The 12872-nt window shown below is 62.1% G+C and carries 15 protein-coding genes; 8 read left to right on the top strand and 7 right to left on the bottom strand.

The genetic code is table 11. The features are described from left to right. Positions 1-47: 47 nt before the first annotated feature. The gene (locus tag AYX22_RS00660) at positions 48-1382 is read right to left on the bottom strand and encodes an ISL3 family transposase (protein WP_231941989.1); all 1335 of its coding nucleotides are present in this window, start codon (positions 1380-1382) and stop codon (positions 48-50) included. Positions 1383-1533: 151 nt separating this feature from the next. On the opposite strand from AYX22_RS00660, the gene AYX22_RS00655 reads away from it, so the two are divergent. The 6 genes from AYX22_RS00655 to AYX22_RS00630 all read left to right on the top strand — a co-directional run bounded on the left by AYX22_RS00655 (position 1534) and on the right by AYX22_RS00630 (position 6595). Then, a complete protein-coding gene (locus tag AYX22_RS00655) occupies positions 1534-2856 on the top strand; it encodes a PH domain-containing protein (protein ID WP_207595655.1) in 1323 nt (440 codons plus the stop codon). Continuing rightward, on the top strand, positions 2831-3742 hold the full coding sequence (locus AYX22_RS00650; protein WP_207595654.1) for an ATP-binding cassette domain-containing protein: 912 nt from the start codon (positions 2831-2833) through the stop codon (positions 3740-3742). Before AYX22_RS00655 ends, AYX22_RS00650 begins: the two co-directional genes overlap by 26 nt. Continuing rightward, on the top strand, positions 3735-4583 hold the full coding sequence (locus tag AYX22_RS00645; RefSeq protein ID WP_207595653.1) for a hypothetical protein: 849 nt from the start codon (positions 3735-3737) through the stop codon (positions 4581-4583). Before AYX22_RS00650 ends, AYX22_RS00645 begins: the two co-directional genes overlap by 8 nt. Before the next feature lie 57 nt (positions 4584-4640). Continuing rightward, positions 4641-4865 carry a hypothetical protein gene (locus AYX22_RS00640; protein WP_207595652.1) on the top strand — a complete coding sequence of 75 codons (225 nt, stop codon included), beginning with the start codon at positions 4641-4643 and terminating at the stop codon, positions 4863-4865. Between the two features lie 813 nt (positions 4866-5678). Next, a complete protein-coding gene (locus AYX22_RS00635; protein WP_207595651.1) occupies positions 5679-6005 on the top strand; it encodes a hypothetical protein in 327 nt (108 codons plus the stop codon). Positions 6006-6043: 38 nt separating this feature from the next. Beyond that, on the top strand, positions 6044-6595 hold the full coding sequence (locus AYX22_RS00630) for a dihydrofolate reductase family protein (protein ID WP_207595650.1): 552 nt from the start codon (positions 6044-6046) through the stop codon (positions 6593-6595). 48 nt (positions 6596-6643) lie between these two features. Here the strand turns inward: AYX22_RS00630 and AYX22_RS00625 are convergent, their stop codons facing one another. After that, on the bottom strand, positions 6644-7597 hold the full coding sequence (locus tag AYX22_RS00625; protein WP_207595649.1) for a DUF5937 family protein: 954 nt from the start codon (positions 7595-7597) through the stop codon (positions 6644-6646). 55 nt (positions 7598-7652) lie between these two features. On the opposite strand from AYX22_RS00625, the gene AYX22_RS00620 reads away from it, so the two are divergent. Beyond that, positions 7653-8912 carry an MFS transporter gene (locus tag AYX22_RS00620; protein ID WP_207595648.1) on the top strand — a complete coding sequence of 420 codons (1260 nt, stop codon included), beginning with the start codon at positions 7653-7655 and terminating at the stop codon, positions 8910-8912. A gap of 73 nt (positions 8913-8985) precedes the next feature. Here AYX22_RS00620 and AYX22_RS00615 read toward each other — a convergent pair whose 3' ends face one another. The 3 genes from AYX22_RS00615 to AYX22_RS00605 all read right to left on the bottom strand — a co-directional run bounded on the left by AYX22_RS00615 (position 8986) and on the right by AYX22_RS00605 (position 10343). Then, the gene (locus tag AYX22_RS00615) at positions 8986-9285 is read right to left on the bottom strand and encodes a hypothetical protein (protein ID WP_207595647.1); all 300 of its coding nucleotides are present in this window, start codon (positions 9283-9285) and stop codon (positions 8986-8988) included. Between the two features lie 122 nt (positions 9286-9407). After that, positions 9408-9851: a hypothetical protein gene (locus tag AYX22_RS00610; RefSeq protein WP_207595646.1), complete on the bottom strand. Its 444-nt coding sequence runs from the start codon at positions 9849-9851 to the stop codon at positions 9408-9410. Between the two features lie 48 nt (positions 9852-9899). Further along, the gene (locus AYX22_RS00605; protein WP_207595645.1) at positions 9900-10343 is read right to left on the bottom strand and encodes a YdeI/OmpD-associated family protein; all 444 of its coding nucleotides are present in this window, start codon (positions 10341-10343) and stop codon (positions 9900-9902) included. A 93-nt stretch (positions 10344-10436) separates the two neighbouring features. Here AYX22_RS00605 and AYX22_RS00600 point away from each other — a divergent pair, with 93 nt between their 5' ends. Next, entirely contained in the window at positions 10437-10667 is a 231-nt protein-coding gene (locus AYX22_RS00600; RefSeq protein ID WP_207595644.1) for a DUF2630 family protein, read from the top strand. Here the strand turns inward: AYX22_RS00600 and AYX22_RS00595 are convergent, their stop codons facing one another. Continuing rightward, positions 10668-11810: a glycerate kinase gene (locus AYX22_RS00595; protein ID WP_207595643.1), complete on the bottom strand. Its 1143-nt coding sequence runs from the start codon at positions 11808-11810 to the stop codon at positions 10668-10670. 60 nt (positions 11811-11870) lie between these two features. Continuing rightward, positions 11871-12833 carry a D-2-hydroxyacid dehydrogenase family protein gene (locus AYX22_RS00590; RefSeq protein WP_242703466.1) on the bottom strand — a complete coding sequence of 321 codons (963 nt, stop codon included), beginning with the start codon at positions 12831-12833 and terminating at the stop codon, positions 11871-11873. Positions 12834-12872 lie beyond the last annotated feature (39 nt).

The following is a 12872-nucleotide window of genomic DNA, read 5'->3' as shown; positions in this document are numbered from 1 at the left end:
TACTGGCTCTTCACGGTTCGTGGTGAACGTTCTGCCGTGAGGGATGTTCATGCCGCTGTTCTGGCGGCACTGCGCAACAGGATACGGGTTTTGTAGTTGCGTGCGTTGGTGAATCCCCGACCCGTCCTCTTTATGTGTTTTATCGCGGTGTTGTTGGCTTCCACTTTCGCGGTTGTCGCACCGGTGACAATGAGGACTTCGATCTCTTTCCACCACCGGCAGATTGTGCGCCACAGCCGGTTCGTCTCCGGCTGCGCGGCTCGCTCGACCAGGACCTGCAGCCGGTCCTTCGCGGCGGCAGCGTCGGCAAGAGAGCCGGTAGTCAGCAGGGCCCGGAGCTGTTCCTTGACCAGCCACGCGGCCTGCAGCTTCCCGGTGACATCGTCGGTCGCGAACACGTTGCTGAGCCTGTCCCGGGCCCGATCCGAGAGCGTGTCCCCGGCGCGCAGGAGCAGTCGCCGGTTGGCCCAGACCGGATCGATGGAGCGCCCCCGCCGACCATGGGTCTGCTGGGTGAGTCGTTGCCGGACTTCGGTGAGCATGTCGTTGCCGAGCTTGACCAGGTGGAACGCGTCGACTGAGACAGCGGTGCGTGGAAGCCACATCCGCAGGGCCTTGCGGAACGCCGCCGAGGGGTCGATGGCAACGACCTGCACGCCCAGCCGCCACTGAAGCGGGCGGGCGAACAGCCAGTCTCCTACCCCCTCGCTGTCGCGGCCGTCAACGATCCCGAGGACTTGTCCGGTGTCGAGATCGACGATGGTGGTCATCCAGGGTTCGTAGCGTTTCCAGGCCTTCGTGGCAGGGTCGCGGAAGAACCGCACGGACCGGTAGCGGTGTTCATCGATGCCGAGCATCCGCGGTGCCAGGGCATCGACATCGGGCAGCGTCAGCGCCGCGGAATCCAGTGCCCGCTGGACAAGCCACCACGAGACACCGAATGAAGAGGCAGCCTCGGCGGCGGCCCTCCCGGAACCGATCACGGCGGCCACCAGGGCCTCACGGAGCCGGCGGGTGGACCGTGCCCGGCGCGGTACCTCGGCTGTCTCCTCGGTGAATGTCCGGCGGGGGCACAGGTACTCATCGCAGAAGAACCTCCGCTTGGCCCAGACCACTTCGACCGGGCCGGCGACAGGGATGTCACGCAGGCGTTGTGACCGGCGTGAATGCACGCGGGTGCTGATCACGCCGCAGGACGGGCAGCCGGCCTCGGCGGTGGCCACGACGCGGATCCGTCGCTGCCCGAAGGCGAGGACCTCGGTGCCGGTGACCCGGTAGTCGGGCAGGTTGAAAATGGCGGTGGCAGCATCGGGGCGCGGCGAAGTAGGCTCGTTCAAGGCTCGTAGCTCCTGACTCTTGATGAATGCGTAGAGAACATCCATCACAGCAGGGCTACGAGCCCTTCAGATTTCAAGACACGGAACCTGTTTCACCATCAACCGCGAAGAGCCCGTCTACTACGGTTTGACCCGCCTAAGTCTGCTGTTCTCGACCTGGATTTCCGTTCGTTGGCGAGTAGAGGACAACACCCTCGTGTACCGAACCGGTCTCTTGTTCGGCAATGTACTCCGCGTACCGCTCGTTTCACTCGTAGGTGCCGACGTCCGACAAGACAGGTATGAGCGCATAACCGGCGTCCACCACCTCAGCATCGAGACCAAATCGGCGGGGCATGAAGCTCTCGAATTCCATGCCCTCACATCACCCCAACTGAGCGAACTGCTCACCCTGACCGGCGTGACACTTCCGCCACCGGAAGCAAAAGCACCCACCGACACCGAGCCCGAGAAGGTCTCCTCCCCGGCCGCAGAACACCGGGAACCTGAAGCCGAGGGCAAAGCCATCGACTTCAAGCTGACTCCTGGAAAGATGCTTGCCATATCCATCACTTATGGCAAGTACCTGCTGCTTGTTCCGGTGCTTTACGGTCTCTACAACCGACTTGGCGAAGTAATCACGCTCCCTGTGCCCCAGGAACTGGAGAAGGTTTATGCCGGGATCGGCCTCGGGGCGCAGCTCGGCGTACTCACGGTCTTTCTCGTCGTGGCAGTGGCCTACGGCTATGGACTGACATGTCTCATTTACGGCAAATTCCGCATCGCATCCGCCGAAGACAGCCTCAACGTCTCCCGGGGCTTCTTCACCACCCAGAAGTACCAGATAAAGACCTCTGACGTGGATACCCTCCATATCGACCAAAACCTCTTCATGCGGATCAGCGGCCTGCATAGAATTTCCGTCACCTCACGCTCCAGGACAGACAGCAACCGCCGAAGAATCGTGTTCCCCGTCCTCTCCCGCCGCGACGTTGACTCCCACGTCCGCCTGTACCTCCCGCGTTTCGACTTGAAGTCACCACTGATAACGGCCAGGTCGAACGTCGGGATTTCGTTGGTTCTGGTGACGACCAAACTGTCCATAGGACTGATAGCGGCCCTAACGCTTGCCGCCCTAACAGATTCAGTGCCCTTCGCACGCTACGGAGGGATCGCGGCTATTGCACTGCTCACCGCGGCATCGGTAAACCGCACACACCGGACCCTTAGAGTTTCCGCCGTGAACAGCCAGATCCACCTGGGCTGGGGGCTCTGGACAAGCCGGCACTGGATCTTCGATTCGCGGAACATTGTTGCCCTCAAATCAACGCAACCGCCGATTCGCTTCCTGCCCTCCAAAGTGACCGTCTCCTTCAAAGACGGAGGCCAATTGCCCAGGAGCTTTGCCCTCCTGCTACAACGCCGGCAGGCAACAGCGCTGCTGAATGCACTGGAACCTGCCCTCGGCCCCGAACATTCACCCGTCCCGACGTCCGTACAGACAAGGCCTACATATGATCACTGTCCAATCCCTCAGTAAGTCCTACGGGCCCAACAAAGTCCTGACTGACGTGTCCTTCACTGTCGAACAAGGCAAAATCACCGGGTTTCTCGGCCCTAACGGTGCTGGAAAAACGACCACCATGAGGGCAATACTCGGCCTCGAACAACCCGACGCAGGATCAACATCAATCGATGGAACCCCTTATCCACAGCTGAGCAACCCGTTCCGAACAGTTGGGTCCCTTCTGGACACCAGATGGCTCATTCCCGGCCTCAGCATCCAGCACCAGGCTGAGGTGGTGGCCAAGAGCCTCGGCGTCAGCTCCGCCAACGTCAAAACAATGCTCGAAGAAGTCGGACTCGGCTCAGTGCCGCGACGGAGAGTCAGGGAACTCTCCCTGGGAATGCGGCAGCGTCTCGGGCTCGGCCTGGCACTGCTGGGCAGGCCCACAAATTACATTTTCGACGAACCCATCAATGGACTGGATCCGGACGGCATCATCTGGTTCCGGGAACTCGCACAGAAACTCGCCTCCGAAGGCTCAGCGATCCTTTTGTCATCACACTTGATGTCCGAAATGGAACTGACAGCCGACAGGATCGTGATCCTCCACCAAGGCAGAATCCTCACCGATACCGATCTCAGCGGCCTCCAAAAACTTGCCCGAAGCAAAGTCATCGTCCGCGCAAATGACCCACGAAGCCTCGCAGCTGCATTTCCCGGAGACCTCGTAGAACACCTTCCCAACACCAATGACGGGCTTGCGATCTACGACACCTCCACACGCGAAGTATTTACGAAGGCCAGAGACGCCGGCGTTCTCCTGGATGAACTCCGCAACGAAAGAGTGTCACTGGAATCCGTGTACCGCCAGATGACACAACACACGAACGCCAGAGAGGACGTGGCAAGCCATGTCTAGCCAAACAACCAGTCAAGCGCCCATCAGCCTGACATCCGCCGGGGTCCTGCTGCCCCAACGCTTCGCCTGGCTGCTCCAAGCGGAACTCAAGAAATACCTCTCACTCACAGCCATCAGAGTTCTGCTGATCCTTAGTTTCGTCCTCACCATCGCCACCAGTACCATCACGGCATGGGCGATCAAGGCCCTCGCGGACGGCTCCGAAAACATCAGCCAAACCAGCATTGCCGAAACGGTGGCCGTGGCCCCGACTGCGGGAGTCGAACTGGGGTCCGTATTCCTTGTCATAGCAGCCATCCTCGCCATCACCACCGAATACACCCATGGAAGCATCAACTTCACCAACACCCTCGCGCCAAAACGCGGGCAGACTCTTCTGGCCAAAACTACCGTCGGCTTCCTCATCGCATTCGGCACCGCAGCCCTGGCCTGCCTCATTTCCCTGGGCATCACAGCCCTCATCGTCGGCTCCGACTACGACCGCACAATCCTAAACCCCGAGCTCTGGGGCTCAGTAGCAGCAGCTGCGCTGGCGGCAGGACTGTTGTCCGTATTCGGGACCGGGCTGGGATACCTTACCCGTTCCGGGGCGGGCTCAATTTTTTCCTTCATGGGTCTCATGTGGGGCGTTCCCATAGTCTTGGCATCAGCCAGTCTCATGGGAATCGCCTGGGCCGAGAAACTAGCCGCATACTTCCCCGGTGCGCTGCTCACAGCAGCGAGATCAACCACCAACACTGACCCGGGAACCCTTCAATACCCACTCGTAGCCCTCTTGGTTCTCGCCGCTTGGTCAGCCGTGTCACTTGCCCTAGGAAATCTGCGCGCACGCCAAGTCTGAGGGCCCGGAACACCAACGGCTACAACTTGAACACTCAACGGTGAAGATACGGACAAGATGAAGTGGTATCGATACGTCGACAAGGTCTTGTTCGTCGCTTCCTTCCTCCCGCTAGTGCTGTCTCTATGGCCTTTCTGGCAGGGGATCCTGCTGCCCCTGATCGTGCTGATCCCCTTCTCCATCAACGAGGTCATTATCGACCGGCGTGAAAAGCAGGCCGCCGAGGACCGGACGGTGCAGCCCACGCGACGATCCACGCTGGCCCACGCCTACCGCGACTAGACCGAATGCAAGGACCATGAACGGGCGAAAGGCCGGCACCAGATCCAATCTGGTGCCGGCTTTCTCTCTTCCCATGAAAAGCCTCTATGAACCCCGAAGGTGCAGACAACCAGATAGGCAGGCGCCTATTTCAGGAACTGCATACTGAACCGGAGACCAGGCTGGTACGGTAGGTTCCTGTCCCGCCGGGTTTCCCCAAATTCCAGGCGGGACTTCTGACTTAAGCACACGAGCAGTAGGACTGAGAAACAACCTGAGCTACTTCGGCACGAACTACAGCCAAAGCCCAGCAAAGGCGTTCGAGCACCATTAGCCCCGACATCTTCTCGGTGACATAACGTCCCCTCGCGCCGGTCCGCCATGTTCACCGGCCCGGCGTGTCCCAATTCCTTCGTACTGGAACACTCTCGTTGGGACGGTCCCACTCGGCCGATTTAGGCGGCGACGGCACCCCGACACCGCGCCCCGCCGCAAAACGGACTAAAGGGCATCCACGCCGGGGCATCTTGCAAACGGCTGTAGGCCATTCATCAAGGCACTTTTGAGCACTGGTGGAATGCCGAATCAGCCTGGACGTAACATTTCAGTCCCGTATGTTGTCCCAAAACATCCCCTGCAGCCAGCTGTCACAAAGACAACTTCCGGGACAGTTCGGTTTGTGACTCAGGAGCCCATATCCATGCGTGGGTACACAGCGGCCTGATCGACGCCGACGATCCTCAGCCGCAGCTGCCATGCCGGCCACCGCCGTCGTAATGTTGCGCAGGTCACACATGGCACATACGCTGGGGGCGCTGCAGCGTGGCAGCAAGGATGAAAGGCAGTGCATTGGCCAGCGAGAAGCTCTCCGTTGTTGTTCGCGTCGACGTAGACGGCGAGCAAATTCAGATCGAAGCGACCGGTCGCGTGACCGCCCTGAGCCTTCAGGGTCTCTTCCCAGTGGTCCAACGCACCAAGGGCCTTGGCGGCGGTCTCGGAGTGGAGATGGACCTGTCCCAAGCGACCATTGATGAGGATGCACTGAAACAACTCCAGGTCTACGCCGAACTCCATGAAGTGCCCGTGCGCCTCAACCCGGACCACAACAATGTGACCGCCCTTCCGCCCCGCGGCCTCCAAATCACCAGCCGCGCCGCCTAACACCACTCCAAACACCCGCCGCCTAACAGGAGAAACAATTGCGCAAAGTCACCGCCGGCCTGTTCCACTCCGTTGATGGCGTGGTTCAGGACCCATTCAAGTTCCAGTTCGACAGCTTCGACGACGAACTCGGCAGAGGACTGACCAAGATGATCACCACGGTGGACACCGTGGTCCTGGGGCGGGTCAGCTACCAGGAGTGGGCCGGATATTGGCCCACCGCACCTCGGGATGAGGACTTTGCTACCTTCATCAATCCCGTGGAAAAGTTCGTCGCATCGCGCACCCTCACAGAGCCTCTTGAGTGGGAGAACTCGCACCTGATCGAAGGCGATGTGGAGAAGTTCGTCGCCGACCTCAAGTCCCGGGGTGGCGGCGAGATTGCCGTCTGCGGCAGCATCTCCCTGGTCCGCCAACTGTTTTTCGCGGGCATCCTGGACGAACTGACCCTCATGACGCATCCCGTGGTGGCCGGCAGCGGGCGGCGGCTCTTTGAGGACGGCGACCCGTTGCACCGGCTCGTGTTGGAGGACCAGTACGCCACCAGCAAGGGCAACGTGGTCAGCACCTACAGCCTCCGCAAAGACTAAAACGTACGACGGCGACACTCGCCTGCCGCCGTCGTCCCGCCTGTGAAGTCACCCCAGCAGCAACGCCGCGCCCAGTTCGCTCCGGAAGTAGAGCACACTGCGGCCGTAGCGGGTTGACGTCACGAGTCCTGCGTCCCGGAGTGCCCTGAGGTGCTGGTTCACGGCCGACGTTGTGACGCCAAAGCGCAGGCCCAACTCTGTGGACGAGGCCGGGGCTGCCAAGGCGGTGAGCAGGCTGGTCCGGACCTCACCCAATACGGCCACAATCGCGGCCGGGTTCGTGATCCGTTCCGTTTCCCACATGGCGCCCTGGCCCCTGGCGGGGTACATCAGCAGCGGCGGATCGCCGTGGTTCACGGGAGCAGAGGCCCGGCGCGTGAACATGGTGGGAACAAGTGTCAGCCCCAAGCCGTCCGTCCTCTCGGTCCGCGACGCCGGATTCTTCAGCCGCACGGAGATGACGCGGCCATCGAATTCCACAGCACCGGACAAATCGTTCAGCATCGTGAACAGCCCGGCCTGTGCAATCTGCCGGCCCCGGTAGACAATGTCCGCTTCCAGGATGGTGCGCATGCGCAGCCAGTGCGGCTCGAAGCAGGTTTCCCAGAAGTCCCGGAGGATACCGACCATGCGTCGGATCGCCTGCCCAACGGGCCCGGAAAAGACTGCCGGGACAGCGCCGTGCACCCTGACCAAATCTCCGTGAAACTGCTCGGCCGAAAGCTGCTCCAATGCTGCGAACTCGTCATCGATCCTGGTCAGTGGGGACTGAGGCCGGGGGTTCAGGAAGTCCGGTGTCCACAGCCGGTCATCCACCAGGGACAGCAATCCATCGAGGTCCAAACGTGAGCGGGCTTCTTCCGTCCGACGCAACCAAGGCAGCTGGAGCGGGTACTGGCTGGGATCGCGAACAGCCCTGAGGGAGAGTCCCAGTTCGCAGAGGGGCGAGATGCCAAAGCGCACGCCGCCCAGATCTGCCTCTGACAACTCGTACTTCAACATGAAGCATTACGCTACATCAATACCGCCCGCCGTCAGGGGGTGACAGAACTGGGGTGTGACTAAATCCCCTGCCAATACCGCCCCCGCTCCGCAGCACAACCTCCGCGTCGCGCTCTCTGATCCCGCCCTCAAGATCCTCGCCTCCGCCATCCTGGTATCCACAGTGGGCCGCGGAATCTTCCTCACCCTGACGGTCCTGTACTTCAGCCGCTTCGTCGGGCTGAGTGCCCTCGAAATCGCTGTGATCCTCACGGTTTCCAGCGGGGTCGGGGTCGCGACGTCGTACATCGGTGGTCGACTCGCCGACCACTTTTCCGCACGTCGACTCCTTGTGGGCATGGTCGCCGTCCAGGGTCTCGCGATCGCAAGCTATACGTTCGCCGGGAACTTCAGCACCGCCGTCGTCATCGCCTGTATAGCAGTCGGCGTGGACCGGGGCGCGAATGCCACGCGGTCCGCGATCATCGCCCGGGCCTTCGACGGCCCGAACCGGGTGAATGCGCGCGCAGTCCTCCGCACCATCACCAACCTCGGCATCGCCGTGGGAGGCATGATCGCCGGGCTCGCGTTGTTGGCCGGTACCGCGGGTGCCTTCCGGGGAATGATGATCGGCGCCGGCGTGGCCTACCTCCTGAGCGCGATGGCCCTCCGCCGCCTCCCCGCCAGGGTGGACGCACCCCGCCACGATCCCGCCAAACCTGCCCCAACGCGGGGCATCTCCCCCTTCAAGGACCGCCGCTACGTACTGCTGACCGTGCTGTCCGGTATCTTCGGCATGCAGTTTGGGCTCGCCGAGATGGGCGTACCGCTGTGGATTTCGCAGGACACCAGTGCCCCAGACGTCCTGATATCGGCAATCCTTGTCATCAACACCCTGTGTGTCGTTCTGCTGCAAGTGCCGCTCTCCCGCGGTACCGAGCACCCCCGGCGCGCAGGAAAGATCGTGCTGATTGGTGGCGTGCTCATGGCTGTGGCCTGCGCGCTCTACGCCGCGGCGGGCGGGGTGCCGGTCATCGCCGCCATCAGCCTTCTATCCGGCGCGGCACTTCTTCACTCGTTCGCGGAGATCCTCTCGCAAGCGGGAGCCTGGGGACTCAGCTTCGAACTCGCCAACCCCCATCAAGCAGGCGCTTACCAAGGGATGTTCGGCATGGGATCTGCCCTGGGGGCTATGCTCGCACCGCTCGTGGTGACCGCCACCGTCGTCGAACATGGCACGCTGGGTTGGGCCATCCTGGGTGCCGTCTTCCTTGCATCGGCGGCGGGAATCGCGCTGATAGCGCGGAAGGCGTCGACGACGGCGGCGCTCACCTGAGGGGGCCGTGACAACAGCTGCCTCCCGCCGATTTTAGTCTGCGGGAGGCAGCCGTCGCTTATCGGGCGGAGAGTCAGTGGCTTCCGGTCACTTCCTGCCAAGGAAGACGGTGTCCGTTGCAGAGAAGGCTGGGCGATTCGCCCTGCGCAGCCAATTCGTCCTTGAACCCCTGCCTCACGGCCTGACCGTAGGACTGCACCCGGCCACCTTCAGGGTATGCCGCATCAGGGTGGTCATTCAGGCCCGAGTACGAGCAGATGGAGTTGGAGTTTTCCGGGCCCTTTTCCACCTGTCCGGCCGCGAAAGCCGGCGTCGCAGACAAGGCCGTCAGCGCACCCACACAGAGGGCAGCAGAGAGAATTCTGATTCGCATTGTGTTACCTCGCTTAGTTGTGACTTGGCGCCCGCTTCCCAGCCAGCCCGACGCAGGTGGGAACAAGATAGCGCAAGTCCGTGCCGAGGGTAAGGGCCCTTCGGTAACGTCCTCGAATCGAGCTACTGACGGCTACCCAGCTCCAGCAGATTTACGTCCACGTTTCCCGTGCCAGGCTTCGGGGATCCCCGTTTCTTGCGTAATTGTGTTGCCCGATACTCATCCTTGGACAAGCTGAACCCGTACCAAGCCAGGAAGCCCGCAATGCCCATGGGCCACAGGGCACCCCATGAGGGCCCGCCTCCTTGGAACGCAGGCATGATGAACAGCACCACCGTGGCAACGAATCCCACCGCCCCAAAAGCAGCCAATATTGCCATGCCCCACCACGAACTGACCTGCGCCTGCCCCCGTCCCGGCGTAAACCCGATCTCCTCTTTGGGATAGCTGTGCAACTCACCGGTGCTGGTCCGTCGAAGGACACGCTTCTCGCCGCGTGCCACAGCTTCCTTATGTTCCGCATAGGCAGCGTCGTCGCGCCGCTCACGCTCCCGGTCGTAGACCACGGGCAGTCCCCCTCCAAGGTCGAAAAAACCAGCCTACGGCCAACTGGGCTACTTCTTCCCCGCCTTCAAATCCGCAACCACCTTCGCTATCCGCCGGGCACGCGTCTCCTCGGTCTTGGCGTCCCCGATCGGCTCTACGTATCGCCGCTGAGAGCTGTAGTTCAGGGTCTTGTAGAAGGCCTTTGCCTCAGGTTCGTCATCCAGCGCGGCGGCCAAGTCCTCGGGCACCTCGATCACGCGTGGCTGGGTGTCCACTTCAAGGCCAACCTCAACCGTGTCTCCAGCCGAAGCGCCCGTGAGCTCACGGTTGGCCGAACTGACGCCCACCATGTACTTCCCGCCCATCACCGCGATGCTGCTGCGGTAGCTCTGCCCGTTGATGGTCACCACCACAGGGGGCCGTTTGCCGGCTCCAAGTCCGTCAACAATCTCGTCGGGAACTTCGATGCCGGCCTTGTTGCCATCGCCAACGATGGTGGTTGTGAATTTCATGTCCCCAGTATGCCGTTGGCCATTGGTAGACGCACTGGACCTACAGGACTAGTTTCTAGATAACCGTCCAAACCACATCGAGGAGTCTTAGACATGGACAACCAGGATCTCTTGGAGCGCATCCAGTCGCTGGTCGAAGAGGAGCACCGCTTGCGTGACTCCGAAGGGTCAGACAACGACACCGCCCGCCTCGCCCAACTGGAGGCCCAGCTGGACCAATGCTGGGACTTGCTGCGCCAACGTCGCGCCAAGAAGGATGCAGGCGGGAATCCCGACGACGCCGAGCCGCGGCCCGTCAGCGAAGTCGAAGGCTACCGGCAGTAGTCAGGCTCCCTCAAGCACCTGGCTGGTAGCCCAAGCGAGGTATTTAGCTGCATTGGCTACAGCGTCGGCGACGTCAGGAACGCCATCTTTGCGCTGCGCAACGTCCAACAACTGGGCCGCGGCCACAATGCCGTGCTTCGCCAGGTCTTCGGGCGTTACCGTAATGCGCCCTGCGACTGCGATGACGGGAATTCCGTGCACACTTGCGGCGTCGGCAAGTGCGATCGGCGCCTTGCCTGTGAGCGATTGCTCGTCCATGGACCCTTCGCCGGTGATGACCAGATCGGCCTCGCCCAAATGCTGCGCGAGGCCTGTCAGGCCAGCGACCAGCGCGAAGCCGCCTTCCAGCTCCGCATCAGTGAAAGCCAGGAACGACGCCGGGAACCCACCAGCTGCTCCAGCTCCCGGAACGTTCACGTCGCGGCCAGTAGCTTCCCGAAGGAGCGACGCCCAGTTGCGGAGGCCGGCGTCGAGCCTTTCAACGGCGTCCTCATCGGCACCCTTTTGCGGACCGAAAACATGAGCGGCACCTTCGGGGCCGTACAGCGGGTTTTGGACGTCGACGGCGATGCGGAACTTCACGGTAGACAGCCGCGGATCCAGCTCGGAGACATCTATGGCCACGACGTCGGCCAAGGAACCTCCGCCGAGCGGCACCACATTCCCGGCCGCATCGAGGGGCTTTAGCCCCAAAGCACGCAGGGCGCCGCTACCGGCGTCGGACATTGCCGAACCACCCAGGCCGAGCACGATCTCGGTGGCACCGGCGTCGAGGGCAGCGGCGATCAACTGGCCGCAGCCGTAGCTGTGGGCACGCAGGGAATTCTCCGGCGTCGGCTCCATGTGGGCCAGGCCGGAAGCCATCGCGGTTTCGATGACAACGCCGGCCCCGCCGAAAGCGTCTTTCCGGATCGCCCAGGAGGCTCCGACAGGCTTGAGGATGGGGCCGACCACCGCGTTGTTTCGTTCTTCGTAGCCTGCGGCGATCGCAGCATCCAGCGTGCCTTCCCCGCCATCGGCCACAGGAAACTGGGTGGTAATGGCATCGGGGTAAACACGGAGAGCGCCTTCGGCCATGGCTGACGCGGCTTCGGCGGCGGTCAGTGATCCCTTGAACTTGTCCGGGGCGATGAGGATACGCATGGGTCCATCTTGCCAGCTTCGCTCGGAAAGCGCTTGCCCGCGCGTAATGCAGCGGCTGATTTAACCGTTGATCACCCGAACTGGTGCCCCGTCGAGCCACCCTTTGACGTCCTCGAAAGCCCCGCCATAGAACTGCCGGTAACTCTCGTGCGTCACGTAACCGATATGTGGGGAAAGCATGGTCCGCGAAGAATGCAACAGCGCGTGCCCGGCCGGCAAGGGCTCCTCATCAAACACGTCCAACGCCGCGCCGCGGATCCACCCCTCCTCCAGTGCTTGGATCAGCGCAGCCTCATCCACCAAAGGACCCCGCGCGGTGTTGACCAGCACGCCTTCGGGGCCGAGAAGACGCAACTCCTTGGAACCGACAATCCCCTCAGTCCGCTCGGACAGCCGGAGGTGCAGCGTTACGACGTCGGACTCACGGAACAACTCCTCTTTGCTGACCTTCCGTGCACCGACGGCCTCGGCAGCGTCCGCAGTGAGGTTCTGGCTCCACGCGAGAACGTCCATCCCAAAAGCCTTCGCGTAGCCCGCGATCCGCTTGCCGATCTTGCCCAGTCCAACGATTCCCAGCGTCTTGCCTTCGAGTTCAAACCCGACGCCGGCCTGCCAGTCGCCTGCCCGCAGGGAGTTCTCCTCCACGGTCAGATTCCGGGCAAAGGCCATGAGCAAAGCCCAAGTCAGCTCGGGGGCCGCTGCCGGAGAACCACCCGTTCCGCACACCACGATGCCCCGCTCTGCCGCTGCTTCCAAGTCAATGGCTGCGTTCGCCATGCCGGTGGTCACCAGCAGCTTCAGGTTGGGCAGGGATTCAAGGACATCCTGGGGAAAACGCGTGCGTTCGCGCATCGCCACAATGATGTCGAACGGCGCCAGGGCGGCCACGGCTTGCTCTTCCGATACGAAAGGTGCGCTGAAAACGCTCACTTTAACGCCGTCGTCGAGCAGTGAGTCCCACGGGGCGTAATCGCCGGAGACCTGCTGGTAATCGTCCAGGATGGCTAAACGGAATCGGGTCACGTTCCTTATCCTCGCGTGGCGGCCGGTGGTACTCAACCC

The sequence above is a fragment of the Arthrobacter sp. D5-1 genome, from assembly GCF_017357425.1.
Lineage (GTDB): Bacteria > Actinomycetota > Actinomycetes > Actinomycetales > Micrococcaceae > Arthrobacter.
Note: the sequence above shows the minus strand (reverse complement) of the source record. Positions and strands in the feature narration are given on the sequence as shown.

Excerpts from the sequence above, each read along its gene's own strand:
- AYX22_RS00635 (WP_207595651.1), top strand. The coding sequence starts at position 5,679 with ATGAAAGGCAGTGCATTGGCCAGCGAGAAGCTCTCCGTTGTTGTTCGC.
- AYX22_RS00625 (WP_207595649.1), bottom strand. The coding sequence starts at position 7,597 with ATGTTGAAGTACGAGTTGTCAGAGGCAGATCTGGGCGGCGTGCGCTTT.
- AYX22_RS00645 (WP_207595653.1), top strand. The coding sequence starts at position 3,735 with ATGTCTAGCCAAACAACCAGTCAAGCGCCCATCAGCCTGACATCCGCC.
- AYX22_RS00595 (WP_207595643.1), bottom strand. The coding sequence starts at position 11,810 with ATGCGTATCCTCATCGCCCCGGACAAGTTCAAGGGATCACTGACCGCC.
- AYX22_RS00660 (WP_231941989.1), bottom strand. The coding sequence starts at position 1,382 with ATGGATGTTCTCTACGCATTCATCAAGAGTCAGGAGCTACGAGCCTTG.
- AYX22_RS00650 (WP_207595654.1), top strand. The coding sequence starts at position 2,831 with ATGATCACTGTCCAATCCCTCAGTAAGTCCTACGGGCCCAACAAAGTC.
- AYX22_RS00615 (WP_207595647.1), bottom strand. The coding sequence starts at position 9,285 with ATGCGAATCAGAATTCTCTCTGCTGCCCTCTGTGTGGGTGCGCTGACG.
- AYX22_RS00605 (WP_207595645.1), bottom strand. The coding sequence starts at position 10,343 with ATGAAATTCACAACCACCATCGTTGGCGATGGCAACAAGGCCGGCATC.
- AYX22_RS00640 (WP_207595652.1), top strand. The coding sequence starts at position 4,641 with ATGAAGTGGTATCGATACGTCGACAAGGTCTTGTTCGTCGCTTCCTTC.
- AYX22_RS00600 (WP_207595644.1), top strand. The coding sequence starts at position 10,437 with ATGGACAACCAGGATCTCTTGGAGCGCATCCAGTCGCTGGTCGAAGAG.